The organism is Nocardia sp. NPDC047038 (assembly GCF_040644075.1).
GTDB classification, from domain to species: Bacteria; Actinomycetota; Actinomycetes; order Mycobacteriales; family Mycobacteriaceae; genus Nocardia; species Nocardia sichangensis.
This window is the reverse complement of record NZ_JBEYVQ010000001.1, coordinates 159024-185809: the sequence shown is the minus strand read 5'-3', so window position 1 is coordinate 185809 and position 26786 is coordinate 159024. Positions and strand designations below refer to the sequence as shown.

Sequence of the window (26786 nt, the reverse complement as noted above, 5' to 3'; positions counted from 1 at the left end):
GCGGCCTTTCAGTGAGTGTCGATGGTGTCGCGGGGGATGACGGCCTTGTCGGCGGCGGCGGTGGCCGGGTAGAGGATGGCGACGAGGGCCATGCCGATGAGTGCGCCGAGGAGTTGGGCGGCGAGGTAGCCCGGCACGGACGCGGGGGCGATTCCGGCGAAGGTGTCGGAGAAGACGCGGCCGATGGTGACGGCGGGGTTGGCGAACGAGGTGGAACTGGTGAACCAGTACGCCGCTCCGATGTATGCGCCGACCGCTGCCGCCGACAGGGCCGCTCGCCCGCTGCGGGCCAGGCCGAAGACGACGGCGATCAGTCCGGCCGTGGCGACGACTTCCGCGATCACATGGCCGGTGGTAACGCGATGGTGGGTGGAGATCTGCAGCGCGGATCGATCGAACATGATGTTGGCGAGGATCGCTCCGAAGACGGCTCCGGTCGTTTGGGCGGCGATGTAGCCAGGGAGGTCTCGGCCGGAAAGGCCGGTGCCTCGGCGCCGCCCGAGTAGCCAGTCCACCACGGAGACAACGGGGTTGAAGTGCGCGCCCGATACCGGCCCGAAGAGCAGGATCAGCACCGCGAGTCCGAGAACGGTGGCGGTGGAGTTCTCCAGTAGCTGCACGCCGATGTCGTCGGGCGACAGTTGCCGGGCAGCGATGCCGGAGCCGACGACGACGGCGACGAGCAGGGCGGTGCCGAGGAATTCGGCCAGTAGCCGCCGGGTCAGGTCGGTCATCGCGCCGCTTCCGAGACGGTGATGTCGAGCAGCCGGGACAACTGCCGCAGCGCGGCGGGTTCGATGCGGTAGTACACCCACGATCCGCGCCGCTCGCTGCTGAGCAGTCCGGCTTCGCGCAACACTTTCAAGTGATGGGAAATGGTCGGCTGGCTGACGTCGAAGCCTTCCGACAGGTCGCAGACGCACGCCTCCCGCCCGGCATGGCCGGCGACCACCGACAGCAGCCGCAAACGGACCGGGTCCGACAGCGCTTTGAAGACGCAGGCCAGCTCGATGGCGGCGTCGGCGGTCAGCGGTTGGCGGATCATCGGCGTGACCTCACACGATGGTGCGGTCACGCCGACGAGCGGTAACTCCTGTTTCGACACGGATCGATATTGATGTACATCGAATCCACAGGCAAGCGAACACCGGGTTAACGTCGCCCGGGGTCAGTGGCAGCAGGTGGCACCCGAGTCGATTGCCTCCTTCTTGGCGACCGAGCCGCAGCACGCACCTTCGGCGGCGGCCTCCTCGGCCGTGCCACAGCAGGCCTGAACCGCCTCGGCGTCGGAAGGCGTGGCCGCACCGGTGAGTTCGGGTGCCGTACCGAAGGTTTCACTGTCGGCCAGCACGGTGTAGACCTCCCAGCGTTCGGCGTCCGGCGCTGTCACCCAGACTTTGTCCTGCGTGGCGAAGCAGCAGGTCGTGGAGATCTGCTCTTCGGTGAACAACCCGGCTTCCGACAGGCGGGCGATCTCGGCGTGCACCTGGCCGGAGGTCTCGACCTCGACGCCGAGGTGGTTGACGCTGCCGCCGTGGCCGGGGTTCTCGATCAGCACGAGTTTCAGCGGTGGTTCGGTGACGGCGAAGTTGGCGTAGCCGGGCTTGCGCTTGGCGGGCTCGGTGCCGAACAGGGTCGAGTAGAACCGCACGGCCCGGTCGATGTCGTCGACGTTGAGGGCGAGTTGGATGCGGGACATGACTACCTCCACTTGTGTGACATATATCGAAGAACCGGTTCGATGCCGAGTCTGCCACTTTTTCGACATATGTCAATGAAGTGGGTAGAGTCGACCGCATGCCCAAGACGCTGCCCGTGATCGACATGTCCGCCCCGGTCTGCTGCGCGCCGGTCGCGGCAGGACCGATCGACGACGCCGCCGCGCTGGAGGTGGCGTTGCGGCTCAAAGCGATCGCCGACCCGGCGCGGGTGAAGCTGCTGTCACTGCTGTTGACCAGCACTTCCGACGAGGAGAACGGCGGCGATCTCGCCGCGGCGGTCGGATTGTCGGAGTCGACGGTCAGCCATCACCTCGGCCAGCTGCGTAAAGCCGGGCTGGTGGAATCGGAACGTCGCGGCATGAACACCTTCCACCGCGCCCGCCGCGACGCCCTATCGGCACTGTGCTTCGTCCTCGACCCCAACTGCTGCCGCTGAACCTGTTCCGCGAACCCTCCGAGACCGGACGGAATCCTGCTGCGTTCCGCAGCCAATCCCTCCCACAGCGAACGAACTCTCCCCGCCAACGAATCCGCCGACACCCCACCATTCTGGCCCCCTTCAAGATCAACGGCACATGGTGGAGAGGCTTACTCGCGAAATGCCGCAGTCATGTGCCGTTGATCTTGAACTTACTTGGGAAGCGCGGTGACGCATTCGTACATGTGGCCGTCGAAGGAGCCGAGCGGGGCCACGCTCCAGAGCATTCCGGTTTCTTCCATGTTGGGGGTGTAGATTTCGCTGCCCGCGCTGTTGAAGTAGCCGAAGGACGTTCCGGGGAACTTCTTGCCGGAGGAATTCAGGTATTCCGTCATCGAGTCGACGAAGGCGGAGAAGCGCGCGGAGTCGCTGGATTCCTCTTCCGCTACCGCGGCGGCGTTCTGCGACCAGTCGTCGTATTGCTCCATCAGCGAACCGGAGGGCGCGGGTGTGCCGGACGGGAAGGCGATGGCCTCGTAGATTCGGGAGCGGTCGCGGAACCCCGACAACGTCCAATAGATCGACGACGCGTCGCCACGATCGATGCCCGCGTTGTCCGACATGTGGCACACGCCGTACGCATGGACGTCCAGTTTCAAGCCGAGGCGGCTCAGCCAGCCGGGGAGCGCGTCTTCGAATTGGCTCAGACACGCCTCGTCGTCGCTGCCGTCCTCTTCCGCCTCGGTGGCAGCCATCAGGCAGGCGAGCTGGTACGCGCCGTAGGCATCGTCCCGGCCGCCGTTGGAGCCCTGAATGCGCTTCTTCAGTGCCTCGGGATCGCGCCTCTCACTGCGGGTGGGCATGTCGAAGATCTCGACCTTCTTCATTCGAACCCTCCTTCACTCGATCATCCGGCATCTGTTCGTCCTCAACCCTGACCACACGCGGGCCTGCCGTCCTCGCACATTCCGGGTGGTTCTCACGCTCGGGATGTGCGGCACGTCGGTTCCGGAGACGCCCGGGGCGGGCGGACTGGGCCGGTGGCGGGAACGGCGGAGCATGGCGATTCCACAGGCAAGAAGGTATTGGTCGCGTACCCCCACGCAAGCTGACTGCGCGAACAGGTGCATGCCCACGAGCCTGTGTCGAGTCCGGCGGGGGCGGCCGCACGGAGATCACCTTCGGCCGCCCTCACGCCATGGGCGTAATCGACAGCGGTACGCGCGCTGGACGCATTGGCCGCCGACGTCCTCGTCTGAATTGATTCGGGAAGAAAACAAGGCCTGATCGGGCCGGAGACCTGGTCCGACGGCGCTGGGCGGCACGTGTGACGAGGATTCCGCTCTGTTTGCCCCCCAACGACCCGGGTAAGCGACCAATGTCCCGAGTCGCCCCACAAGGGAGCGCTTGTCAACCGAGAGACGCCCGCCCGCGAACGGTGCGGATGGGCGAGGAAAGGGGTAGCAAGTGAGCACAATGGCCGCCACGGTGGACGTCGAGGTTCCGGTTCGCACCGCCTACAACCAGTGGACGCAGTTCGAGTCGTTTCCGCAGTTCATGGAGGGTGTCGAAGCGGTAAAGCAGATCGATGACCGGCATATGCACTGGCGTGTCCATGTCGGCCCGTCGACGCGGGAGTTCGACGCGACCATCACCGAGCAGCATCCCGACGAACGCATCGCCTGGAAGTCCGACAGCGGACCCAAGCACGCGGGCGTCGTCACGTTCCATCGGCTCGACGACACCCACACCAGGGTGACCACGCAGATGGACGTCGACCCGGAAGGGTTCGTGGAGAACGTCGCCGACAAGCTCGGTGTGCTGAAGCACCGGGTGAACGGTGACCTGGAGCGCTTCAAGCACTTCATCGAGCATCAGGGCAGCGAGACCGGCGCGTGGCGCGGCGACATCCCGCGTCCGGACGCCGGCGGCACCGCGACCGAACGCGGCACGGCTCCCCGGCCCGGCGTCGGCGGAACCGGCATGCCGGGCGCAGGCGGAACCGGGACCCCGGGAACGGGCGGAACCGGCAGCCCGGGTGTCGGTGGGACCGGCACACCCGGCACGTGGCCCGGCGGAACCGGTAGCCCGGGCGTCTGACCAGTGCGATGACGACGCCCCCTGGGTCTCCCAGGGGGCGTCGTTCGCGTCAGGCGGAGTCGCGCTCCTCATCGGTGTCCGCCGGACGCGCTTCCGGTGGCACCTGGACCGGGCGCAGCAGCGCCCAGGCCACGAAGGCCACCGCCACCACGCCCATGCCGAGCCCGGCCCACAGGTTCACGTTCACCCCCCCGGTCTTGGCCTGCTCGGCGGCGGTGTCGTGCACCAGTCCGGTGACCACGAGAACGATCGCGTAGCAGCCGAGCAACCCGCCGACGATGGTACGGATATCGAAAAACATTGCGGCGATTCCTTATCCGACGAAGATGTTGAGCGCGATCACGAGCACGAGCGCGATGCCTGCCAGCAGGACCGGGCGCTGGTACCAGGGCAGCGTGTCGGCCTCCGGGTCGGTGCGCACTTCCTTCGGCGTCTCCGAGTAAACCAGCCCGATCAGTTCCGCCGCCGGTTTCGGCTGGGTCACCTGGGTGACCAGGACACTGACGAGGATGTCGACCACGAACGCGACACCGGCGGCGACGAAACTCGCCCCTTGGCCGGACAGCTCGAAGACCTTCGTCTCGTGCAGGATGAAAACGACTATGGCGGAGGCTGTTCCGCAGACCAGACCGGTCCAGCCCGCGGTCGGCGTCATCCGTTTCCAGAACATGCCGAGGATGAACGTGGCGAACAGCGGCGCGTTGAAGAAGCTGAACAAGGTTTGCAGGTAGTCCATCATGTTGCTGAACCCGGAGGCGATGAACGCGGTGAAGATCGCCGCCACGGTCGCGCCGATCGTGGCCAGCCTGCCCACGCCGAGGTAGTAGCCGTCCGCGCGGTCGCGCCGCACGTACTGCTGCCACAGGTCGTAGCTGAACACCGTGTTGAACGCGGAGACGTTGGCCGCCATGCCCGCCATGAACGCCGCGAGCAGGCCGGCCAGCCCCACACCCAGCAGGCCGTTGGGCAGCACGTCCTTCATCAGGTACAGCAGCGCCTGGTTGTAGGTGGTGTCGCTCTCGAAGTCCGGATTCGCCGTCACCGCCGCCTTGTACTCCGCCATCTGCGGCACCAGCACCGCGCTGATCATGCCGGGGATCACCACGATCAGCGGGATGAACATCTTCGGATACGCGCCGATGATCGGCGTGCGCCGCGCCGCGGAGATGGAGTGCGTCGCCATCGCGCGCTGTACCTCGACGAAGTTCGTGGTCCAGTACCCGAACGACAGCACGAATCCGAGGCCGAACACGATGCCGAGGATCGACAGGAAATCGTTGGAGAATCCGCTGAGCGCGTTACCGGGCCACGATTCCAGCTGCGCCGCGCCGCCCGGCGAGGCGGTCACTTTGTCGCGCAGCCCGTCCCATCCCCCGACCCGGTGCAACCCGACCAGGGTGAGCGGCAGCAACGCGGCGACGATGACGAAGAACTGGAGCACTTCGTTGTAGATCGCCGCGGACAGACCGCCGAGGGTGATGTAGGACAGCACGATCACCGCGGCCACGATCACCGAGACCCACAGCGGCCAGCCCAGCAGCACGTTCACGATCGAGCCGAGCAGGTACAGGTTGACCCCGGCGATGAGGATCTGCGCGACGGCGAAACTCAGCGCGTTCACCAGATGGGCTCCGGTGCCGAAGCGGCGGCGCATGAATTCCGGCACGCTGCGGACCTTGGAGCCGTAGTAGAACGGCATCATCACCACGCCGAGGAACAGCATGGCGGGCACCGCCCCGATCCAGAAGTAGTGGAAGGTCGGGAAGCCGTACTCCGCGCCGTTGGCGGACATGCCCATGATCTCCACCGCGCCGAGGTTGGCGGAGATGAACGCAAGGCCGGTCACCCAGGCCGGTAGCGAGCGCCCGGACAAGAAGAAGTCGATGCTGGATGACACCCGTTGCCTGGCCAGAAGGCCGATGCCGAGCACGAACACGAAATACAGGGCGACCAGCGCGTAGTCGACGGGCTGCGCGTCCAGGCGGAGGGTCTCGGCGGCTTCGAGGTGCGGTGGCGAAGCGGCCGAGTGCAGGCCGGGCACGGCGGCGAGAACGGACGAATCGACGAGCGGCACAGCGTTCCTCCTGGCGGTGAAACCGGGGCGGCGAGCGAGGTCGTTCGTCGTGCGAGAGCCGCGTCGTGCTGGTCCTGCCCGGCGCGCGCGACCTCCTCGTCGCCCGCCGAATGGTGTCGGCAGACACCACTGTGCGCGATCATGCCCAACGGCGTGGCACATTCGCGCACAAATCCGGTCGGTCGCTCAGTCGACCCGGTGGGCTCCAGGGGCGGGGACCACCACGAAAGTGCGCGGATCGGGCAGATCCGCGTCGGCGAAACGCTGCCGCACCGACTCCGCCACCGCCGCGGTGCGGTCCCGGTCGACGAGCGCGATGACGCTGCCGCCGAATCCGCCGCCGACCATCCGCGCGCCGTGCGACCCGGCCGCCAGCGCGGCGTCGACCGCCGCGTCGAGGGCCGGAGTGGACACCTCGAAGTCGTCGCGCAGCGAGACGTGTGCGGCGGTGAGCATCGGGCCGATCCCACGCGGGTCGAGCCCTTCCCGCAATTTTTCGGCAACTGCGACCACTCTGGCGTTCTCCGTCACCACATGCCGGGCGCGCCGACGCAGCACGTCGTCGGCGATCCGGGTGGTGTCCGTCGCCGACGCCACGTCGCGCAAGGTCTCGACGCCGAGCGCCTCGGCCGCCGCAGCGCATTCCGCGCGGCGCTCGGCGTAGCGGCCGTCGACCAGTTCGTGCGGCTGGCCGGTGTCGACGACAAGGAGTTCCAGCCCGAAAGCGCCGAGATCGAAAGGGATCTGCTCGACGCCGCGCGGCGCGGCGGTGTCGGCGGCGAATGCCCGCACGTCCAGCAGCAGCGCGTGCCCGGCGGTGCACAACATCGCGGCCGATTGGTCGAGCAAGCCGGTCGGCGCGCCGACGTAGTCGTTCTCGGCGGCGCGGGCCATGTCGATCAGCGTGCGATCGGTCAGGCCCGGCGCGAACAGATCACGCAGCGCGATGGCCACCGCGCAGGACAGCGCCGCCGAGGACGACAGGCCCGCACCGATCGGCACCGCGCCGTCGAGGTCGAGATCCACGCCGGGGATCCGGTGTCCGCGCCGGGTGAACTCGGCAACCACGCCGAGCGGATAGCGCGACCAACCAGGCACCCGCGCCCGCGCGCCTTCGAGGTCGGACACCGCGACGAGCACCGGCTCGCCGGGCCGCTGCCGCGAGCCGACCCGCACCAGCCCGTCCGTGTGCGGCGCCGCCGTACACCGCGCCACCAGCGGCAACGCGATCGGCAGGACGTAGCCGTCGTTGTAGTCGGTGTGCTCACCGATGATGTTGACCCGCCCCGGCGCCACCCATGTCCGCACACTCGCTCCTCGCTGTCCCGGTCGGTGCCAGGGTACGAGACACGCCGCCCGGACATCGTTTTCGGCCCGGTCGGCTGCGGGATCGGCGTTCGTGCCGCAGAGTCGAATTCGACGCAAGTCCGGCCTGCGAAATCTGGTGGCCGCGGCGGATCGGGAGGGCACCATGATTCACGACGCCTCACGCGGCGACCTACGCGCGCGGCCTCGCCCGGATCGGCTGCGGCCGCCGCTGGAGCGGACGTTCCCGGCGCCGCTGACGATCGAGATCGGCGCGGCGACCGGCGCGGGACCGACCGCCATGTCGGCGTTCGACGCGGCGCTGCGCGATCTCGGCGTGGGTGAGGCGAACCTGATCCGGTTGTCGTCGGTCATCCCGCCGCGCGCCACCGTCGAACGGATCGGCCGGGTGCGCAAGCCGATACCGTGGGGTGACCGGCTGTACTGCGTCTACGCGGTGCGGCACGCCTGCGAACGCGGCGCGACCGCCGCGGCGGGCATCGGCTGGGCGCTGCGCGACGACGGCTCCGGCGCGGGATTGTTCGTCGAGCACGAGGCCGACACCAGCGACGAAGTCGACGCCCTGATCCGCGCCAGCCTGGCGGACATGACCCGCCACCGCGACGACGGCTTCGGCCCCGTCCAGTTGTGCACCGTGGACGCCACCTCCGACGGTGACCCGGCGTGCGCGCTGGTCCTCGCCGCGTATCACACCATTCCGTGGGGTCCGCGATGAGCGAGATCACCGTGACCGTCGAGGCGGCGGTTCCGGAGGAACGGATCGCGATGTTCCATCGCCTGTACGAGGAGGCGTTCGGCCCGTTGCGCGCGAAGGCCATCGCACGGCAGGTGCTGCACCCGGAGGAGTTCCGGGAGGAGATGGTGGATCCCCGCGTGCAGAAGTACGTGGCGCACGCCGACGGCGAGCCGATCGGCGTCACCACGCTGACCAGGCATCTGGAGACCGTGCCGTGGATCAGCCCGGACTATTTCGCGGCCCGCTATCCCGAACACGCGGCGCGCGACGCGATCTACTACGCGGGTTTCACCCTTGTTGCGCCAAGTGCCCGCCAAGGGGCGGCGTTCCATGCCATGATCAAATCAGTTGTCCAGATATTGGTTGCCGAGCGCGCTGCGGTCGGTTGGGACATCTGCTCGTACAACAACACTCGGTTCTCGTTCGCCGACAGCCTCAGGGCGGTGCTCGACGAACAGGCGAACGTCGAAGTCGCGGTGGAGGATTCACAGATCTATTACGCGGCCCGGTTCACCGGGGATGGAGCGACCAAGGGGGGCTGATGACACCAAGTGAACAGCCACAGACCAGCCGTCCGCGCGGCATCGGATCGGGCTGGTACGCGGTACTTCTGGGGGGAAGCGCGGCCGCGATCGCGGTCCATCTGGCGGTGGACTCGCAGGTGGCGGCGTTCGTGACGATGACGATCATCGTCGGCGCGACCCTCGCCATGATCGCGGTCGGCGTGCGCACGCACCGGCCCGCGCACCCGTTGCCGTGGTATCTGCTGTCCGGCTCGGCGGTGCTGTTCGCCACCGGCACCACGCTGCGCGACATCGGCGACCACGCGGTCCATCCGCTCGACGACGCGTTCACTCTGCTGGGTTATCTCGGCGTCGGGCTCGCGGCGCTGATCTGGTTGTGGCCGCGCCAAGTGCACGGCGACTACGACCTGCTCCTGGACTCGGCCCTGATCGGGCTCGGCGCGCTGCTCGCCTCCTGGACCTTCCTCATCTCCCCGATCCTGCAATCCACCGCGACCGGGCTGGACGCGCTGTTGGCGGCGACCTACCCGGTACTCGACGCGCTGCTGCTGACCTTGGTGGCGCACTCCATGGCGACCTCAACGCGCGCGGAGACCTCGCTGTGGTTGCTGCACGCCGGACTCGTCGCGGTGCTGCTCGGCGACTTGGGCTACAGCCTGGAGACCGCGGGCGCGACCGTGTTCGGGCGTGAAGTGCTGCTGGCTCCCCTGCTCGCCGCCTACGCCACCGTGGGCGCCGCGGCGCTGCACCCGACCATGACCGCGCTCGGCACGCCACGGCGCATCCACCCACACCACTCCAGGCAGCGCGCCAGCCTCATCGCGATCGCGCTGATCGTGGCCTCACTGGTGCCGGTGGTCGGGTCGAGCCTGCGCCCGCTCGATCGCGTGGTGGTGTCGTCGCTGTTCGGGTTACTGCTGATCGGCATGCTGGTGCGCAGCGAGCGCGCCATCGTGCGCAGCGCCCGCAGCGAGCGGCGCGCGCAGTACCAGGCCGACCACGACATACTCACCGGATTGCTGAATCGAGCCGCACTGCTGCGCGCGCTGCGGCAGCGCGGCGAACAGTGGGCCGAGCAACCGATCTCGCTGCTGTTCATCGACCTCGACGGCTTCAAGCGGGTCAACGACAGCTACGGGCACGCCGTCGGCGACGAACTCATCTCGACGGCGGCCGGCCGGATCCGGCGAGTCGCGCGCCACGAGGACGTGGTGACCCGCTACGGCGGCGACGAATTCGTCGTGCTCGCCCGGCTCGCCCGGCCGGAGGCCGCCGTGCTGGCCGAACGGCTGCTCGGCGCGTTCGTCCGGCCGTTCGGGCTGAGCGCCGGGGAGATACCGATCACCGCGAGCGTCGGCGTGGCGTGCGTCGGTCCACGCAGCTCGGACACCGACGTGCACGGCCTGCTCCGGGACGCGGACGCGGCCATGTACCACGCGAAGCAGTACTCGCTCGGTTACGCGTTCCACGACGACGTGCGGCACACGCCTCCCGGCACCGAGCGACGGATCTGGCGCACGGCTGCCCGATCCGCCAGTCCCGCGGTCTGACTCAGTCGCTCAGCTCGTTCAGCAGGCGCTTGGCCTCCTCGAGCTCGGCCTGTAACTGCTGCACCTTGGCCTCCTGCACCCCGCGCAACGCGTCCAGGACGCCCGCGACCACCTCGGCGACCTCCGGATGCAGGATCTTCGCCGCCTGCGCCACCGTGGAACCGGCCACCGGAAGACCGCGCAGGGTGCGCTTCTTCCCGCTGACCACGTCGATGGACCACTCGCCGTCGGCGGTGCCGGTGAGCGTCACGGTGACCTCGGGCGCCTTGGCCTTGCGGGCGGCGGCCGCTTTGGCCGGTTTGGGCGCCGCGGCCTGCTTGGCCGCGCTGTCGGCTCGACTCGCTTCCGCGGCCGCCGCGGGCTTCGGGGTGGCCGCGGGCGCGGGTGCGCTCGGCCGCGCGGGCTCGGTCGTGGTGCTCGTCGTGGTCGACGACTGCGTCACAGGGGATTCCTTCCGTGTTGTCGACTTCTGCTGGGCGGTGGCGCCCGCCGCCCCTCGCGGCGGCTTGGTCAAGGTCACCTCGGTGGGAGAGAAGGACAGTACATCCTTCGATCCGGTCGGCCGGACCTGGAGGAAGTCACCGTCGGCAGGGTCGCCGAGCGCGATCACCTTGCCCGAGCGCCCCTCCGGCACGCCGACCGCGGCGGAGGTGAACCACACCATGGGCGGGCTGCCACCGGCTATGTCCGCGGCGATCTGTTGAATCTCGCTGTCCGACAAGGGATGCGGCTTGGTTCGTGGGGACGACATGGGTAACTCCGAGCGATTTCGTGGTTGGCTGCGTGCACAGATGATGCCGCACGACGCCGACAGATTCGCGGGCCACCGTCGAATAGGGGCGGCGGACGGCACCGTTCACGCATCCAGCGAACAGTGGGCAACACATGCCGTCACCCTGCGGACAGCCCCCACAGACCACAACGCTTCGGCGTCCTATGCGAGAAAACCAGTGCTGGAGGCCTTCTCGCACCTCAACCGACCCGACGTCACCGACTGGCCCGCCCAGGAAGGTCGACTGCGCCGAACAAGCCCGCTCAACTCGCGTCCGTCGGCGCGCGCAGCGCCGGAAACCAGATGTCGGTGAGCACTTCGACGGCTTGCTCCACCGAGACGTCGATGGTGCCCTGCATCGCCCATCGGGTGAAGAACCGCTCCAGCTGCGCCACGAGCAATTCCACGCGCAACCGCGCCTCGTCGCGCCGGTCGGCGGGCCACGCCGCCAGGTAGGCGGTCATCGCGTTGGGCAATGCGAGGATGCCGTCGCGGGCGATCTCGCGAAACTCCGGTTCCAGCGCGGTCGCCTCGTCCCAGGCGGGCAGCAGGTCTTTGTATTGGTGGAACCACTCGATGGCGCGGGTCATCCAACGGGCGAACTCGGCGCGCGAACCGGTCTCCAGCACCCGGTCGAGGTCCTGATAGGAGTGCAGCACGGTAGACAGGGTGCCCTGCTGGGCGATCGCGCGCAGGATCTCTTGTTTCCCCGCGAAGTGCAGGTAGAACGTGGCGCGGCTGCAACCGACGGCGGCGACGATGTCGTCCACCCGCACCGCCGCGTAGCCGCGGGTGGCGAACAGCTCCTTGGCGCCCTCCATCAGCCGGACCCTGGTCTGCTGCTTCTGCTCGTCCCGCAGGTTCGCGCTCGCGTTCGTACGCATGGTGAACAGGTACCTCGTATCCGTGAAAAGAGGGACTGACGTGCGGTTGACGCCGCCCGAGTCTACGCGGGAACGGGAGCGATGGACAGTGCGTCACTCACTAGACACCATGTCTACCGAGTGCTACTTTGTTGCCTACGTCACTCCGGCGCGTGAGCCGCACCGGACGGTTCGGCCGTCACCGACGACGGCCTCCAGCACGAGGACAGTGAATGACGTCAACCGCACTCCCCCGCGTCTGCGTGATCGGGGCGGGTCCCTCCGGGATCACCGCCGCCAAACGCCTGAACGATTACGGCATACCGTTCGACTGCTACGAAGCGTCCGACGAAGTCGGGGGCAACTGGTACTTCAAGAACCCCAACGGCATGTCGGCGTGCTACCAGAGCCTGCACATCGACACGTCCAAGTTCCGCCTGGCCTTCGAGGACTATCCCGCGCCCGACGAGTGGCCGGATTTTCCCCACCATTCGCAACTGTTCCAGTACTTCCGCGACTACGTAGACCATTTCGGCATCCGCGACCGGATCGTGTTCGACACCAGGGTGGCCGCGGCCGAGCGCGGGACGGACGGCCGCTGGCTGATCAGCACGAGCGACGGGAGCACCAAGGACTACGACGCGCTCATCGTCTGCAACGGGCACCACTGGGATCCCCGCCTTCCGGACTACCCGGGCGAATTCGACGGCACGCTGCTGCACAGCCACGCCTACAACGACCCGTTCGACCCGGTCGACATGCGCGGCAAGCGCGTCGTGGTGGTCGGCATGGGCAACTCGGGCCTGGACATCGCCTCCGAGCTGTCGCAGCGGTTCATCGCGACGAAGCTCTACGTCTCCGCCCGGCGCGGGGTCTGGGTACTGCCGAAGTACGTCAACGGCAAGGTCGGCGACAAGCGCTCGATGCCACGGTGGATGCCGCCGAAGCTGGGCCTGAAACTCAAGCAGCGTTTCGTCCGCAAATTCCGCGGCAACATGGAGGACTACGGCCTGCCCAAGCCCGACCACCTGCCCTTCGAGGCGCATCCATCGGCGAGCGAAGAGTTCCTGCACCGCGCGGGCTGCGGCGACGTCACGTTCAAGCCCGCGATCACCGCGCTGGAAGGTTCGCGGGTGCGCTTCGCCGACGGCAGCGCCGAGGAGGTGGACGTGATCGTCTGCGCCACCGGTTACCGCATTTCCTTCCCGTTCTTCTCCGATCCGGAACTGCTGCCCGACAGCGCCAATCGCTTCCCGCTGTTCAAGCAGATGGTGAAGCCCGGCATCGACAACCTGTTCTTCCTCGGGCTGGCCCAGCCGCTGCCCACGCTGGTGAACTTCGCCGAGCAGCAGAGCAAGCTTGTCGCCGCCTATCTGACCGGCCGTTACCACCTGCCGCCCGCGGAGGAGATGCGGGCGGCCATGCGGTCCGCGGAGTCGGCCAGGTCGGGGCGCTACTACGACTCGCCCCGGCACACCATCCAGATCGAATTCGAACCGTACGTGCGGGACATGCGGCGGGAGCTGGCGCGCGGCGCGAAACGCGCCACCGCCGCGGGAAACGCGCTGCCGGTTCCCGGCCGCACGCCCGAACACGTGTGAGGCGGCGATGACCACTACCACGGGCACCGCCACCTCGGGATTCTGCGCCGAACGATTCGCACGGGTCCGCACGGAACTGGAGTCCCGGCTCGCCTCCGGCGACGAGCTGGGCGCATCGATCTGCGTCACCGTCGACGGCGAAACGGTCGTCGACCTCTGGGGCGGCTACCGCGACCGGGAACGCACGCAGCCGTGGACCGAGGACACCTTGGTCAACGTCTTCTCCATCACCAAGACCATGACCGCGCTGTGCGCCCTGCTGCTGGTCGAGCGCGGCGAACTGGACGTGCACGCGAAGGTGGCCAGGTACTGGCCGGAATTCGCGGCGAACGGCAAGGGCGACATCGAGATTCGTCATCTGCTCGCGCACACCTCCGGCGTCTCCGGGTGGCAGCCGCCGATCGAGCTCGCCGATATCTACGACGCGGAAGCCTCCGCCGCCCGTCTCGCGAGCCAGCCGCCGTGGTGGGAGCCCGGCACCGCCTCCGGATACCACGCGCTGGCCTACGGCCACCTGATCGGCGCGGTGATCCGCCGCGTCACCGGACGCTCGCTGGGCGAGTTCTTCGCCGATGAGCTCGCCGGGCCGCTGGGCGCGGACTTCCACATCGGCACCGCGCCCGAGCACCACGGGCGGATCGCGACCTTGATCCCGCCCGCCATGCCGGAATTCGACATGGCCGCGCTCGACCAGGAAAGCGTGCTGGTCAAGACGCTCACCAGCCCGCTGCTCGACATCGCCGAGACGGCGAGCGCCGGGTGGCGGCAAGCCGAGATCGGCGCGGTGAACGGCCACGGCAACGCCCGTTCGGTGGCGCGGGTGCAATCGCTGGTGTCCTGCGGCGGCGAACTGGCCGGACGGCGGCTGCTGTCGGAGCGGACGATCGAGCTGATCTTCCAGCAGCAGTCCGACGGCGTGGATCTCGCGCTTGCGGTGCCGCTGCGATTCGGCATCGGCTACGGTCTGCCGCAGCGGCAGACCGCCCCGGAGGTTCCCGACGGCCGGGTGTGCTGGTGGGCCGGGTACGGAGGCGCGATGGTGGTCAACGACCTCGAGCACCGCACCACCTTCGCCTACGCCATGAACCGGATGGCGCCGGGGCTGATCGGCTCCGACCGCGGCGATGCCTATCTGCGCGCGACATTCGCGGCGGTGCGCGGATGATGCGGGCACTGCAGCTCACCGAGCCCGGTGTGCTGGAACTGCGCGAGGTACCGATTCCGGAGATCGGTCCCACCGATCTGCTGCTGCGGGTCGGCGCGGCGGGCATCTGCCATTCGGATCTGCACGTGCTGCACATCCCCTTCCGGATGCGCGAGGAACCGTTGACCCTCGGCCACGAGATCGCGGGCACCATCGAAGCCGTCGGCGCCGGGGTCGGCGGCCGCCGGGCGGGCGAGCGCGGCATCGTGTATCTGTGCTGGTCGTGCGGGGTCTGCCGGGAGTGCGTCGGCGGCAACGAGAACGTCTGCCTCGCCGCAGGTCGCACCGCCATGCCGCCGTGCCCCGGACTCGGGCCGGACGGTGGGATGGCCGACTACATCCGGGTGCCCGCGAGTTCGTTCGTGCCGATCGGCGACCTCGACTTCGCCGAGGCCGCGCCGCTGGCCGACGCCGCGCTGTCGAGCTACCACGCCATCCGCGGCGCTCGTGATCGGTTGGGGCCGGGGTCGGTGGCGGTGGTTGTCGGGATCGGCGGGCTCGGCCACCTCGCGGTGCAGATCCTCGCCGCGACCACGGCGGCCAGGGTGCTGGCCGTGGACGTGAGCGCCGACAAGCTCGAACTCGCCGCGCGGTGCGGTGCGGCCGAAGGACTTCTCGCGGGCGACGACACGGCGAAGGAGATCCTCGACCGGACCGCAGGTCGCGGCGCGGACGCGGTGTTCGACTTCGTCGGCGTCGACGCCACCGCGCGGCTAGCGGTGGAATCGGTGGCGCCCGACGGGGCCTACCGCATGGTCGGCCTCGGCGGTGGCGCGCCGGAGATCACGGCGGCGCCCGCCACCGGCACGGGCTGGCCGTGGGGCGCCACGGTCCGGAAATCCTACGGCGGCACCAGATCCGACCTGATCGACTCCGTGGCGTTGGCCGCGGCGGGCAAGCTGCGCGCCGAAGTGGAGCGCTATCCGCTGGCCGACGGCCGCGCGGCCCTCGACCGGCTGGAGCGCGGGCTGATCACCGGCCGCGCCGTGCTGATCCCAGAGCCGTGACGAATCAACCCATGCGCAGTGACGAGGAAGTATCCGATATGACAAAAGCAATCGACCCGCAGACGTTCGTGGCACAGGCCGCGAGCAGGCTCACCGGACCCGGCGGTCGATTCGAGATGGTGGTCGAGGACGTGCTCGGCGCGCCGCTGCCGGTGGTGCGCCATCGCAAGTCCTCGCTGCGGGAAGTGCTCGTCGCCGGGGCCGCGCACGGCGACCGGGACTATCTGGTCACCGCGGACCGCAGGATGTCGTTCACCGAGCACGCCGCCGCGGTCGCGGCACTGGCCACGGCCCTGCGCGACCGCTTCGGCGTCGGCAAGGGCGACCGCGTGGGCATTCTCGCCGCGAACACGCCCGAGTGGGGGCTCACCTTCTGGGCGGCCCAAGCGCTCGGCGCGATCGCGGTGGGTTACAACGCGTGGTGGGCGCCGCGCGAGATCGCCTACGGCGTCGAGCACACCAGCCCCTCCGTCCTCGTGGCCGACGCGAAGCGCGCGGCGCTGGTGGCGGAACTGGATATCCCGGTCCCGGTGCTCACCATGGAACACGACATACCCGCGCTGCTGGCCGAATACCGCACCGACGACCTGCCCGACACCGAGATCGACGAAGACGATCCCGCGGTGATCCTGTACACCAGCGGCACCAGCGGCCGACCCAAAGGGGCGGTGCACTCGCACCGAAACCTGGTGGCGGTCACCGACTATCACCTCTTCAACGACGCGCTGGCCGCCGCGCTCACCGGGGCGGACGAACTGCCGAGCGGGCGGCGCTTCCTGCTCACCTCGCCGCTGTTCCACATCGCCAGCCTGCACAACCTGGTGGTTCCCCGGCTGGTCACCGGTGACGCGGCGGTGATCCACCAGGGCTCGTTCGACGCCGACCGGGTGCTGCGGCTGATCGAGGCGCAGCGGGTCACCAACTGGGGCGCCATGCCGACCATGGCGACCAGGATGCTCGAACTCGACCTGTCCGACTACGACCTGTCCTCGCTCGCTTCCTTCTCGCTGAACTCCGCGCCGTCCTCGGCCGCGTTGCAGGAGAAGCTGCGCGATCAGCTGCCCGTCGCCCGCAACGCGCTGGTGACCAGCTACGGCCTCACCGAATGCAGCACCGCCGCGACGCTGGCGAGCCCGGCCGAGCTGGCGGCGTTCCCGGACACCGTCGGTCGTCCGGTCGTCGGGGTCGCGCTGGAGATCCGCGACAGCGCGGGCAACGTGGTCCCCGACGGCACCGAAGGCGAGATCTGCGTGCGCAGCCCTTACGTGATGCTGGGCTACTGGCAGAACGAGGCAGCGACCGCCGCGGCGATCACCGCCGACCGCTGGTTGCGCACGGGCGATATCGGGGTGCTGGAGGACGGCAGGCTGCGCTTGTCCGGGCGTCGTTCGGATCTCATCCTGCGCGGCGGGGAGAACGTCTATCCCACGGAGATCGAGCAGTGCCTCGAGGAGCATCCCGCGGTGCGCGAGTGCGCGGTGCTCGGGGTACCCGACGCCGACCTCGGACAGCAGGTCGCCGCCGTGGTCGTGGTCGAAAGCGTCACGGCGACCAGCGAAGAGGAGCTGCGCGCGTTCGCCGCCGAGCGGCTCGCCTACTACAAGGTGCCCGCCCGCTGGCGGCTCACCACCACCGCACTACCGCGCAACGCGACCGGCAAGGTCATACGCGCCGATCTCGAGGTGTGAAGCCATGTACGACACCATCATCGCGAACGGCCAGTGGTTCGACGGCACCGGCGCGCCCTCGGCGATCCGGCACCTCGGCATCCGCGACGGTCGCGTCGCGACCGTCTCGGCCGACCCGATCGAGGACCCCGACTGTCCGAACATCGTGGACGCCACCGGGAAATGGGTGATCCCGGGCATGCTCGACATCCACACCCACTACGACGTGGAGGTGCTCCAGCATCCCGCGCTGACCGAATCGCTGCGGCACGGCATCACCACGGTCCTGCTCGGCTCGTGCTCGCTGTCGACCGTCCACGTCGACGCCTCCGACGCGGGCGACCTGTTCGCACGGGTCGAGGCGATTCCGCGCAAGCACGTCCTCGCCGCGGTCGGCGAGCACAAGACCTGGCGCTCAGCGCACGAATACGCGGCCGCACTGGAACAACTGCCGCTGGGCCCGAATGTCGCCGCGTTCATCGGGCATTCGGACATCCGCGCCGCGGAAATGGGTCTGGAGCGCGCGACCCGCAAGGACGTCCGGCCCGGTGCCGCCGAACTGGCGGGGATGGCGGCGAAGCTCACCGAGGCGCTGGACGCCGGGTTCGTCGGCATGTCCTCCCAGCAGCTGCTGTTCGACAAACTCGACGGTGCGGTGTGCCGATCGCGCACCCTGCCGTCCACCTACGCGACCACCCGGGAACGGCGCAGGCTCAACGCCATCCTGCGCCGGCGCGGGCGGGCACTACAGGGCGGACCCGACGTGTCCCGCCCGCAGAGCCTGGTGACGATGGCGGCCGGTAGCCTCGGCCTGTTCCGCAAGCCGCTGAAGGTCAGCCTGCTCTCTGCCGCCGACCTCAAGGCCATTCCCGGCATCGCGTACCTTTTCCCGCTGATCGCGCGAGTGCTCAACGCGCTGGGCGGCGATTTCCGCTGGCAACACCTTCCGGTGCCGTTCGAGGTCTACGCCGACGGCATCGACCTGGTGGTGTTCGAGGAGTTCGGTTCCGGCGCCGAAGCGCTGCACCTCGCCGACCAAGTGGACAAGCGCCGGGAACTGTTGCGCGACGAGCAGTACCGGCGCCGCTTCCGCAAGGACTACGACAAGAAATTCGGTCCACGGGTGTGGCACCGTGATTTCTTCGATGCGCGGATCGTGGAATGCCCGGACGCGAGCGTGATCGGCAAGACCTTCGGCGAGGTGGGCGCGGAGCGCGGCGGCACGCACCCGGTGGACGCGTTCCTCGACCTCGTGGTGGAACACGGCGGCAAGGTCCGCTGGCGTACGACGATCTCCAACCACCGACCCGAAGTGCTCGATCGGCTCGCCGCCGACCCCGGCGTGCAATTGGGCTTCTCCGACGCGGGAGCGCATCTGCGCAACATGGCGTTCTACAACTTCGGGCTCCGCTTCCTGCGCCGGGTGCGCGACGCCGCGAACGCGGGCCGTCCGTTCCTGTCGATGGAACAGGCGGTGCACCGGCTCACCGGCGAACTCGCGGACTGGTACGGCCTGGACGCCGGACATCTGCGGGTGGGCGACCGAGCGGACGTCGTCGTGCTCGATCCGGCTCGCCTGGACGATTCGCTGGACGCCTACCACGAATCCCCCATCGCCCCCTTCGACAACCTGTCGCGCATGGTGAACCGCAACGACGAGGCGGTCACCGCGGTCTTGGTCGGCGGCGTGCCGGTGTTCGGCGGCGGCGCGCCCGCCGCGGAGCTCGGCGCCCGGCGGACCGGCCGTTTCCTGCGCGCGGCGACCGCCACCGGATAGTCCAACCGCCCGCTCGGTCCGGTTCGTCCACGTAAAATCGCTGCTACCCGGCGGTTCGCTCGCCGGTGGTTCGTAGGGAGTCAGCGTGGACGTATTCGAACATCGGGGCAGGTCCGTGGTCTTCGACCGCACGGGCAGCGGGTCTCCGGTCGTGTTCCTGCACAACGCGGGCACGCAACGCCGCATCTGGGACGACCAAGTCGCGGCACTGCGGGACTCGCATGAGGTCTTCGCGCTCGACCTGCCCGGCTACGGGCAGTCCGACCAGCCCGCGACCGGCTACCGCCTCACCGATTACGTCGACATGCTCACGGCGTTCCTCGACGCCCAACGCGTCACCGACGTGGTGCTGATCGGCAACTGTCTCGGCAGCGCCACCTCGCTGCGCTACGCCATGGGGCATCCCGACCGGGTGCGCGCGCTCGTCCTGATCAATCCGCTCACCTTGGACACCGTGAGTTCAGGACAGTCGGCGGGCTTGGCCTGGCTGGACGCGCGGCTGCCGCTGGGGCCGCTGGCCCGCCGGATCAGCCTGCCGGACCCGGTGGTCTCGCTGATCGTCGGCAATCAGCTCGGCCCCCGCGGCCGGCGTCTGCGCACCCAGCACGAGCCGCGCGTGCGGGCGTACTGGACCGATCGGGGCAGGCTGCGAGCTCTGCACGGCTTGGTGCAGGATTTCCCGTCCTACCGCGCGTTGGACACCTTCGAGCCGCCCGCCGGTTTCCCGCCGATCTGCACGATCTGGGGGCGGCGCAACCGCATCCTGTCGGCGAAGGCGGGCGGACGGCTGAACCGCAAGCTGCGCCCGCACACGGCGGTGGAACTACCGGACTGCGGTCATCTTCCTATGGTGGAGGCTCCGGAGCGGGTCGCTTCGATCATCACCGGCTTCCTGGCCGCGACCGACGTCCCGGCGCGCGAGCAGTCCGGAGGCCGCTGAGCCGCACTCAGAGCGGAGCCACGGTCGGGCACAGTTCGGCGAAACTGGCCGAGTGCACTCCGCATCCGGCGCATTCGAACACCATGCCCATGTCCAGCATCCAGTGGATGCGGGTATGGCAGGTCTCGCAGAGGAAATCCACACCCGCCGGATGGCAGCAGGACCGTTTACGGATGAACCATTCCGCGCGATGACGGCAGGGCACGGAATCGAAGCGGAACGTGCACTTCGGCGCGGCGGGCAACTCGGCGACGACGGCATCGAAAGCCGTTGTGGCCGTATGGGTGTTCACAGCAGATACCTTCCGGCGGAGCAGGGGCGGGAGAACGAGCGGTGCGGCGGCGCCTTCTACCCCCTGGATCGATCTCTCTCGATTAGCTGTTACCCGGATGAGTCCGCTTTCACACGGCGGCGGACCCGCTTGTTTGGTCACGAATCGCGCGGGAATCCGAATTGTGACGCCATCTAAGGGAAGGGGTTCTGTCATGTTGTTGCGCCGACTCGCCCGGCCGCTACTGGCCACCGTGTTCGTGGTCGACGGGGTCGATACGCTGCGGCACCCGGACGAGCGGGTGAAGTCCGCGAACGCACTGCTGGAACGGGGGCAACGGCAGCTGCCCGCAGAGGTCGCCGCGAAATTGCCATCGAATCCGTCGACCGTCGTGCAGGTCAACGCCTTCGCTCAGGTGGGCGGCGGCGTCCTGCTGGCCCTCGGCAAGGCACCGCGACTGGCCGCTTTGGTGCTCGCCGCGACCGTCGTGCCCGCGGCCGTCACCGAGCAGGACTTCTGGAACGAACAGGATCCCGCCCGCAAGTCGGCGAAGCGCACCGCGTTCCTGAAGGATCTCGGGCTGCTCGGCGGACTGATGATCACCGCCGCCGACACCGAGGGCAAGCCTTCGCTGGGTTGGCGTGGCCGCAGGGCCGCGCGCGATGCCGCCGCCGCGGTGACCGCGGCGTTGCCGTTCGGCGCGGCCTCGGACACCGCCACCGGCGCGGCACTGCGCAAGCACGCGCACGAGGCCGCGGACAAGGCGCGGGCAGTGGGCGCGGTGGCCGCGAGCAAGGGGGCGGAACTCGCCGAATCGGCCCAGCGGCACCGGCCCGGGTGGGCGGAATCGGCCAAAGAGCACAGCAGCGACTGGGCCGAGACCGCCAAGACGCACGGGCAGGAGTGGGCCGAGATCGCCAAAGAACACGGTGCCGACTGGGCGGAGATCGCCAAAGAACGCGGCGCGGACTGGGCGGAAATCGCGAAAGAGCGCGGCGCGGAATGGGCCGAGATCGCCAAGGAGCGCGGCGCCGAATGGGCGGAGGTCGCCAAGGAGCAGAGCGTTCACCTCGCGGATCTGGCGAAGCAGCGCGGCGCCGAATGGGCGGAAATCGCGAAAGAGCGCGGACCTGAGCTCGCCGACGCCGCCAAGGAACGCGGTGTGCACGCGGCACACCTGGCGCGCGAGCGTGGAGCCCAGACCGCGCACGCGGCCCGCGACGCGATCGAGTCACGTCGCCACTGACGCTTCGCCGGGGGGCTCTCGGCCCGGAAGGAAAGACGTGTCCGGCGAGCTGCACGAGATGCGGCGCCCGAGTCCATGGCCGCCGGTCATGTCGGCACGGACACGTCGCGCACAAGCTGGTCTGCTGGGCCATGCTCAGCCTCATGAGCGTTCGGTAGCGGGTGTCGCGCGACACCCGCTACTTTTCGCGGGTGGGCATCCGTTTCGCCGCGCACGCCTTCGAGCGACTCGCCGTTGCGCGCCCGTTGTGACGGGACATGCGCTATGAGGTGCTCGCGCTCCCGCCGCAGGAGATGGTGACGGCTTCGCCGTTGAAGTGGCGGCCGTGCTCGGAGACCAGCAGCAGCATCGCCTCGGCCACCTCGGCGGGCTGGATCAGATCACCGTTGGGCGGCCCGGATTCGATGATCGCCATCCAGTCCTCCCTGGTGGGATTCTCCTTGTCCGGCATCATGAGCCGCCAGGTCGCCGGATTCTGGATCATGTCGGTGTCCACGCCGGAGGGCAGCAGCGCGTTCACCGTGATGCCGTACTCCGCCACTTCCAACGACAGTGACTTCACCAAGCCGAGCACGCCCCATTTGCTCGCGGCGTAGTGCGCCGCGTTGCGCACGCCCATCTTCGCCACGATGGAGGAGGTGGCCACCACGCGACCCCAGCGGCGCTCGATCATGTGCGGGACGACCGCGCGGAAGCTGTGGAACACGCCCGTCAGGTTGGTGTCGATCATGTCCCGCCACAACCGCTCGTCCATCTCGGCGACGGGCGAGTTGGACGCGATGCCCGCATTGGCGACGAGGATGTCGATGCGATCGAACTCCTCGAGCGCGCGCTCGGCGACCGTCCGCATCTGTTCCAGGCTCCGCACGTCGGCTCGGACGGCGACACAGCGGCGGCCGGTCCGCTCGACCAGCGCGGCGGTCTCGGCCAGGTCGCCGGGGGTGCTCAGCTCGTAGGGCAGGCCGGGCACCGGTGCGGCGATATCGCACACCACGATGTCCGCGCCCGCGTTCGCCAGCGCCAAGGCGTGCGCGCGCCCCTGTCCACGGGCGCCGCCGGTGATCACCGCCACCCGGTCGTCGAGGTTGCCCATGACTGGCCCTTCGTCGGTCGGTACCTGCTTCGGCCGCCCCCATCGTGTCATGGGCGAACGAGCTGAACTCCCGGTTTTCCGGGGGCCGCGTCGCCGAGGCGATATTTCCCAGAGTTGGGAACCGGGCCGCACCCGCTGCCGGGCACGACGTGCGCTTCTGCGTGCCGCAGCACGTCCGCAACCTGCGTAGACGGGGTCGCTGCGCCGAATTGTCCAGGGAGAGTGGAACAATGGGCACGATCTCGGCGCCGGAGCGGGCACGGCCATGGCACGGACGAGCCGACCCGACTGCGGCACGGAGGCCACATGCACCCATTTCGACCCGGTCCAGCGACCGACCGTCCGCGATGTACGCTGCGCCCCGGAACGATCTCGCCCGTGCCAACGCGTCGTTCCAGGCACGAGCGTCGCATTGACATGGTTTCCTGGGGGCCCGATGACCGATTGTGAGTACCTTCCCGTGAATCTCGACCGACAGCTCGACGCCGAACCCACCGAGCACGACAACACCCTCGCCGACCGGCTCGCCAGCCCGCGGCTGCGCAGGCTGCTGCACACGGCCATCGGCCTGTCCGAGGACTCCGTCGACCTGCTGACGACCATGACCACGCGCCTGCGCGCGGCCGAGGGCATGATCCTGCGCGACCCGCTCGAGGACTACTGACCCACGGGCGGTCGCGGCCGGGGACACCGGGCGGGCAGCCGGCGGGGCGGGTTGCCGAACCGGCAACGATATTTGCCGTTTCGGTCGGCCCGATGGATGGTGGGACGCATGAGTGCGACACCCCATCACCACGCCGACCGGACGACGCCGACGACTGTCGAGTACTGGGAGGCCTTCTACCAGGAGCGCGACCAGATCTGGTCCGGACGGCCGAACTTCTTGCTGGTGCGTGAGCTCGAAGCCGTCCCCCCTGGCACCGCACTGGACCTGGGCTGCGCCGAGGGCGCCGACGCGATCTGGCTGGCCGAGCGCGGCTGGCGGGTCACGGCGGTCGACGTGTCGGAGACCGCGCTGGCCCGCGCCAGGACGAACGCGGCCCGCCAGGGAATCGACGGCGAAATAGATTGGCAGCGGCACGATCTGGACCACACCTTCCCCGCGGGAAGTTTCGACCTCGTCACGGCGCAGTATCTGCACTCACCGGCGGCGAAGGACGGCGAACGGACGCGCATCCTGAGCCGGGCGGCCGATGCGGTGGCTCCCGGCGGGCTGTTGCTGATCGTCGGTCACGCGCAATGGCCCTCCTGGGTATTGGAACCACCCGCCGACGTGCATTTCCCGACCACCGCCGAAGTACGGGCCGGTCTCGCGCTGGATCCGGCCGAATGGCACGTGGAAGTGGACGAGGAGGTCGAGCGCGAACACGCGAGCCCCGAGGGCACGCCGGGCACGCGAAAAGACAACATCCTACGAATTCGCCGCAACTGACGGGGGAGAGCAAATAACGGGCCAATCTCCTTGCAGCCGAGGAGAATTCGCGGAGCCCGCGCACGGAATTAACTCCGATATTACTCAGGATTCATGGTGCCGAGACGGATTTCTCGCTACTGTAGACGAAGCCTACAGTGCGGTGGGAATCGAGAATCTCACGTCGGTCGGGGGGAAATTCGCCCGTAGGAGAGTTCCCAGTGAAGTATCCCGTATGCGCTCGCGTGCTAGGTCCGCTGACGCTTGCCCTGAACAATCACAATGCGACGCCGACCGCGCAGAAGCAGCGGCAGTTGCTGGCATTACTTTTGGTCCGACACGACACCGTTGTCCCGGTGACGGCCCTGATCGAAGAACTGTGGAACGACGATCCGCCGCGCAGCGCGGTGACGGTCGTGCAAACATATGTGCTCGGCATTCGCAAGAAGATGGCGGAGCAACTCGGAGTCGGACAGGCGGAGGTGGCCGAACGCTATCTGCGCACGCGCAGCAAAGGCTATTCCTTCGACGTGCGGGACTGTGTGTTCGACCTGCGCGACTATCAGTCCATGTCCGACGCCGCCCGATGCGCCGCCAAGACCGGCGACGACGAGCGCGCGGTGGACCTGTTCAGCGCCGCGGAAGCGCTGTGGAGCGGTCCCGCGCTGGTGGACGTGGAGGGTGGCATCCCGCTCGCCGCCGAGATCTCGCATCTGGATCACCTGCGGCTGACCAACATCGAGTTGCGCGTGGAGGCGGAATTGCGACTGGGCAGGCATCGTGAGGTCTGTCCCGACCTGGCGCGGCTGACCATGCAGCATCCGCTGCACGAGCGGCTCCAGGCGTACTACATGTTCGCCCTGTGCCGGTCGGGCCAGCGCGCTCGCGCCCTGGCCTCCTACCAGCGGTTCAGCCGGTCCATGCAGGACGAACTGGGGCTCGACCCCTGCCAGAAGCTGCAGAAGTTGCACCGGGACATCCTGACCGCCTCCGACGACTCGGTGAGCGCGATGCTCAACAGCCGCCACGCCGGTTATCTGATCGGGTGGTACTCCCCCGAGCGCCGCGCCGCCGCCGAGACCGCCTGACGCCCGGCCGCGATCGCCGCGGGCCGGGCGAACCTCCGGCGCGCTCATCCCCGCCCGAGGAGCTCGTCCACCAGCCCGGTGGTGTGCGTGGCGGCGCGCATGGCTGGATGGTCGAGCACCTCGTACAGGAAATCCCGGGTGGTCGCGACGCGGGCGCCGGAAATCCGGAATTCCGCCAGCGCCCGCCGCATCCGGGCCAGCGCCCGGTCCCGGTCCGGCGCCCACACCACCAGTTTGGCCAGCAACGAATCATAGTGCGGAGGTATCGAATATCCGGCGTGCGCATGGGTGTCGACCCGGACGAAGGGGCCGCCGGGCGGCGTGAATTCCGCCAGGATTCCCGGAGCGGGCGCGAATTCCGCGGCAGGGTCTTCGGCATTGATCCGGCATTCGATCGCCGCGCCGCGCAGGACGATATCTTCCTGATCGATGCCGAGCGGTTGCCCCGCCGCGACTCGAATCTGCTCGGCGATGAGATCTATACCTGTCACCATTTCGGTGACCGGATGTTCGACCTGAATTCGGCAGTTCACTTCCATGAAATAGTAATTGCCGTCCCGATCGACCAGGAATTCCACGGTTCCCGCGCCGGTATACCCTGCCTCGAGCACACCGTGCACGGCGGATGCGCCCATTCGCTCGGCCAGACCGTCCGGCAGCAGCGGGGCAGGCGATTCCTCGATCAATTTCTGGTGCCTGCGCTGCACCGAGCAGTCGCGTTCACCCAGGTGCACGCCATTGCCGTAGGTATCGCACAGCACCTGGATCTCGACGTGTCTGGCGGCGGCGAGGTACTTCTCCAGGTACACCCGGCTGTCGCCGAACAGCATCCGCGCCGTCGCCCTGGTCTCCTGATAGGCGCGCGGGAACGCCGCACTCTCGTGCACCACCTGCATGCCGCGCCCGCCTCCGCCCGCGGCCGCCTTGACGATCACCGGGTAGCCGATCGAATCCGCGAGCGCGTGCGCCTCGTCGAGTTCGAGCGGATCGAGGCTGCCCGGCAGCAGCGGCAGTCCCGCCTTCGCCATCAGCGTGCGCGCCGACTGCTTGTCGCCGAGCTGGGCCATCACGTCGGCGGGCGGCCCGATCAACGTGACGCCCGCCGCCCGGCACGCGTCGGCGAAATCCGGTGACTCGGAGAGGAATCCGTATCCGGGATGGATCGCGTCCGCGCCGGTGAGCTCGGCGGCGGCCAGGATCGCCGCGGCGTTCAGATAACTGCGCTTGGCCGCGGACGGGCCGATCTGCACCGCCTCGTCGGCGAAACGCACCACCGCCGACTCGGCGTCGGCGACCGAGTGCACCGCGACGGTGCGCACGCCGAGTTCGCGGCAGGTGCGCGCGACGCGCAGCGCGATCTCACCACGGTTGGCGATCAGGATCTTCTCGAACATGGC

General features: G+C 68.7%; 26 protein-coding genes and 1 pseudogene. 15 read left to right on the top strand and 12 right to left on the bottom strand.

Annotated features, from left to right (window positions below):
* Positions 1-8: 8 nt before the first annotated feature.
* The 3 genes from ABZ824_RS00915 to ABZ824_RS00905 form a co-directional block, all read right to left on the bottom strand.
* Entirely contained in the window at positions 9-734 is a 726-nt protein-coding gene (locus ABZ824_RS00915) for an MIP/aquaporin family protein (RefSeq protein ID WP_356960887.1), read from the bottom strand.
* Entirely contained in the window at positions 731-1045 is a 315-nt protein-coding gene (locus tag ABZ824_RS00910) for a metalloregulator ArsR/SmtB family transcription factor (RefSeq protein WP_355077925.1), read from the bottom strand. Before ABZ824_RS00910 ends, ABZ824_RS00915 begins: the two co-directional genes overlap by 4 nt.
* 123 nt (positions 1046-1168) lie before the next feature.
* The gene (locus tag ABZ824_RS00905; protein WP_356960886.1) at positions 1169-1699 is read right to left on the bottom strand and encodes an ArsI/CadI family heavy metal resistance metalloenzyme; all 531 of its coding nucleotides are present in this window, start codon (positions 1697-1699) and stop codon (positions 1169-1171) included.
* 98 nt (positions 1700-1797) lie between these two features.
* On the opposite strand from ABZ824_RS00905, the gene ABZ824_RS00900 reads away from it, so the two are divergent.
* Positions 1798-2157: an Rv2640c family ArsR-like transcriptional regulator gene (locus ABZ824_RS00900; RefSeq protein ID WP_356960885.1), complete on the top strand. Its 360-nt coding sequence runs from the start codon at positions 1798-1800 to the stop codon at positions 2155-2157.
* Positions 2158-2351: 194 nt separating this feature from the next.
* Here ABZ824_RS00900 and ABZ824_RS00895 read toward each other — a convergent pair whose 3' ends face one another.
* The gene (locus ABZ824_RS00895) at positions 2352-3026 is read right to left on the bottom strand and encodes a hypothetical protein (RefSeq protein WP_356960883.1); all 675 of its coding nucleotides are present in this window, start codon (positions 3024-3026) and stop codon (positions 2352-2354) included.
* A gap of 580 nt (positions 3027-3606) precedes the next feature.
* Here ABZ824_RS00895 and ABZ824_RS00890 point away from each other — a divergent pair.
* Positions 3607-4062, top strand: a pseudogene (locus ABZ824_RS00890) (SRPBCC family protein); the annotation flags it as partial.
* Between the two features lie 226 nt (positions 4063-4288).
* Here the strand turns inward: ABZ824_RS00890 and ABZ824_RS00885 are convergent.
* The 3 genes from ABZ824_RS00885 to galK all read right to left on the bottom strand — a co-directional run bounded on the left by ABZ824_RS00885 (position 4289) and on the right by galK (position 7621).
* A complete protein-coding gene (locus ABZ824_RS00885) occupies positions 4289-4540 on the bottom strand; it encodes a hypothetical protein (protein WP_355077890.1) in 252 nt (83 codons plus the stop codon).
* 12 nt (positions 4541-4552) lie between these two features.
* Positions 4553-6271 carry a sodium:solute symporter family protein gene (locus ABZ824_RS00880; RefSeq protein ID WP_355077926.1) on the bottom strand — a complete coding sequence of 573 codons (1719 nt, stop codon included), beginning with the start codon at positions 6269-6271 and terminating at the stop codon, positions 4553-4555.
* A gap of 228 nt (positions 6272-6499) precedes the next feature.
* Positions 6500-7621, bottom strand: coding sequence for a galactokinase (gene galK / locus ABZ824_RS00875; RefSeq protein ID WP_356960882.1), 1122 nt, complete (start codon positions 7619-7621; stop codon positions 6500-6502).
* Positions 7622-7712: 91 nt separating this feature from the next.
* On the opposite strand from galK, the gene ABZ824_RS00870 reads away from it, so the two are divergent.
* The 3 genes from ABZ824_RS00870 to ABZ824_RS00860 are packed head-to-tail and all read left to right on the top strand — an operon-like array spanning position 7713 to position 10449.
* Positions 7713-8354: a pyruvoyl-dependent arginine decarboxylase gene (locus ABZ824_RS00870; protein ID WP_356960881.1), complete on the top strand. Its 642-nt coding sequence runs from the start codon at positions 7713-7715 to the stop codon at positions 8352-8354.
* Positions 8351-8917 carry a hypothetical protein gene (locus ABZ824_RS00865; protein WP_356960880.1) on the top strand — a complete coding sequence of 189 codons (567 nt, stop codon included), beginning with the start codon at positions 8351-8353 and terminating at the stop codon, positions 8915-8917. The genes ABZ824_RS00870 and ABZ824_RS00865 overlap by 4 nt, the downstream gene beginning before the upstream one ends.
* Positions 8917-10449 (top strand): GGDEF domain-containing protein, encoded by a 1533-nt coding sequence (locus tag ABZ824_RS00860; protein ID WP_356960879.1) that lies wholly within the window; start codon positions 8917-8919, stop codon positions 10447-10449. The genes ABZ824_RS00865 and ABZ824_RS00860 overlap by 1 nt, the downstream gene beginning before the upstream one ends.
* Before the next feature lies 1 nt (position 10450).
* On the opposite strand, the gene ABZ824_RS00855 is transcribed toward ABZ824_RS00860, so the two are convergent.
* Positions 10451-11200 (bottom strand): DUF6319 family protein, encoded by a 750-nt coding sequence (locus ABZ824_RS00855; RefSeq protein WP_356960878.1) that lies wholly within the window; start codon positions 11198-11200, stop codon positions 10451-10453.
* Positions 11201-11484: 284 nt separating this feature from the next.
* Positions 11485-12105 carry a helix-turn-helix domain-containing protein gene (locus ABZ824_RS00850; RefSeq protein WP_355077896.1) on the bottom strand — a complete coding sequence of 207 codons (621 nt, stop codon included), beginning with the start codon at positions 12103-12105 and terminating at the stop codon, positions 11485-11487.
* A 212-nt stretch (positions 12106-12317) separates the two neighbouring features.
* Here ABZ824_RS00850 and ABZ824_RS00845 point away from each other — a divergent pair, with 212 nt between their 5' ends.
* The 6 genes from ABZ824_RS00845 (at position 12318) to ABZ824_RS00820 (ending at position 20280) form a co-directional block, all read left to right on the top strand.
* Positions 12318-13685, top strand: a complete 1368-nt coding sequence (locus ABZ824_RS00845) for an NAD(P)-binding domain-containing protein (RefSeq protein ID WP_356960877.1) — start codon at positions 12318-12320, stop codon at positions 13683-13685.
* Between the two features lie 7 nt (positions 13686-13692).
* Positions 13693-14850 carry a serine hydrolase domain-containing protein gene (locus ABZ824_RS00840; protein ID WP_356960876.1) on the top strand — a complete coding sequence of 386 codons (1158 nt, stop codon included), beginning with the start codon at positions 13693-13695 and terminating at the stop codon, positions 14848-14850.
* Positions 14850-15896, top strand: coding sequence for an NAD(P)-dependent alcohol dehydrogenase (locus tag ABZ824_RS00835; protein WP_356962406.1), 1047 nt, complete (start codon positions 14850-14852; stop codon positions 15894-15896). Before ABZ824_RS00840 ends, ABZ824_RS00835 begins: the two co-directional genes overlap by 1 nt.
* 38 nt (positions 15897-15934) lie before the next feature.
* Positions 15935-17584 (top strand): class I adenylate-forming enzyme family protein, encoded by a 1650-nt coding sequence (locus ABZ824_RS00830; RefSeq protein WP_356960875.1) that lies wholly within the window; start codon positions 15935-15937, stop codon positions 17582-17584.
* 4 nt (positions 17585-17588) lie between these two features.
* Positions 17589-19340, top strand: coding sequence for an amidohydrolase family protein (locus ABZ824_RS00825; RefSeq protein WP_356960873.1), 1752 nt, complete (start codon positions 17589-17591; stop codon positions 19338-19340).
* A gap of 85 nt (positions 19341-19425) precedes the next feature.
* Entirely contained in the window at positions 19426-20280 is an 855-nt protein-coding gene (locus ABZ824_RS00820) for an alpha/beta hydrolase (protein ID WP_356960872.1), read from the top strand.
* A 7-nt stretch (positions 20281-20287) separates the two neighbouring features.
* Here the strand turns inward: ABZ824_RS00820 and ABZ824_RS00815 are convergent, their stop codons facing one another.
* The gene (locus tag ABZ824_RS00815) at positions 20288-20572 is read right to left on the bottom strand and encodes a hypothetical protein (RefSeq protein ID WP_355077902.1); all 285 of its coding nucleotides are present in this window, start codon (positions 20570-20572) and stop codon (positions 20288-20290) included.
* Between the two features lie 193 nt (positions 20573-20765).
* On the opposite strand from ABZ824_RS00815, the gene ABZ824_RS00810 reads away from it, so the two are divergent.
* The gene (locus ABZ824_RS00810) at positions 20766-21797 is read left to right on the top strand and encodes a DoxX family membrane protein (RefSeq protein ID WP_355077903.1); all 1032 of its coding nucleotides are present in this window, start codon (positions 20766-20768) and stop codon (positions 21795-21797) included.
* 262 nt (positions 21798-22059) lie between these two features.
* On the opposite strand, the gene ABZ824_RS00805 is transcribed toward ABZ824_RS00810, so the two are convergent.
* Positions 22060-22890 carry a mycofactocin-coupled SDR family oxidoreductase gene (locus tag ABZ824_RS00805; protein ID WP_355077904.1) on the bottom strand — a complete coding sequence of 277 codons (831 nt, stop codon included), beginning with the start codon at positions 22888-22890 and terminating at the stop codon, positions 22060-22062.
* Positions 22891-23326: 436 nt separating this feature from the next.
* Here ABZ824_RS00805 and ABZ824_RS00800 point away from each other — a divergent pair, with 436 nt between their 5' ends.
* The 3 genes from ABZ824_RS00800 to ABZ824_RS00790 all read left to right on the top strand — a co-directional run bounded on the left by ABZ824_RS00800 (position 23327) and on the right by ABZ824_RS00790 (position 25389).
* Positions 23327-23554 carry a hypothetical protein gene (locus ABZ824_RS00800; protein WP_356960870.1) on the top strand — a complete coding sequence of 76 codons (228 nt, stop codon included), beginning with the start codon at positions 23327-23329 and terminating at the stop codon, positions 23552-23554.
* 108 nt (positions 23555-23662) lie between these two features.
* Positions 23663-24322 carry a class I SAM-dependent methyltransferase gene (locus tag ABZ824_RS00795; protein ID WP_356960869.1) on the top strand — a complete coding sequence of 220 codons (660 nt, stop codon included), beginning with the start codon at positions 23663-23665 and terminating at the stop codon, positions 24320-24322.
* A 200-nt stretch (positions 24323-24522) separates the two neighbouring features.
* On the top strand, positions 24523-25389 hold the full coding sequence (locus ABZ824_RS00790; protein WP_355077907.1) for an AfsR/SARP family transcriptional regulator: 867 nt from the start codon (positions 24523-24525) through the stop codon (positions 25387-25389).
* 44 nt (positions 25390-25433) lie between these two features.
* Here ABZ824_RS00790 and ABZ824_RS00785 read toward each other — a convergent pair whose 3' ends face one another.
* Positions 25434-26783 carry an acetyl-CoA carboxylase biotin carboxylase subunit gene (locus ABZ824_RS00785; protein WP_356960867.1) on the bottom strand — a complete coding sequence of 450 codons (1350 nt, stop codon included), beginning with the start codon at positions 26781-26783 and terminating at the stop codon, positions 25434-25436.
* Positions 26784-26786 lie beyond the last annotated feature (3 nt).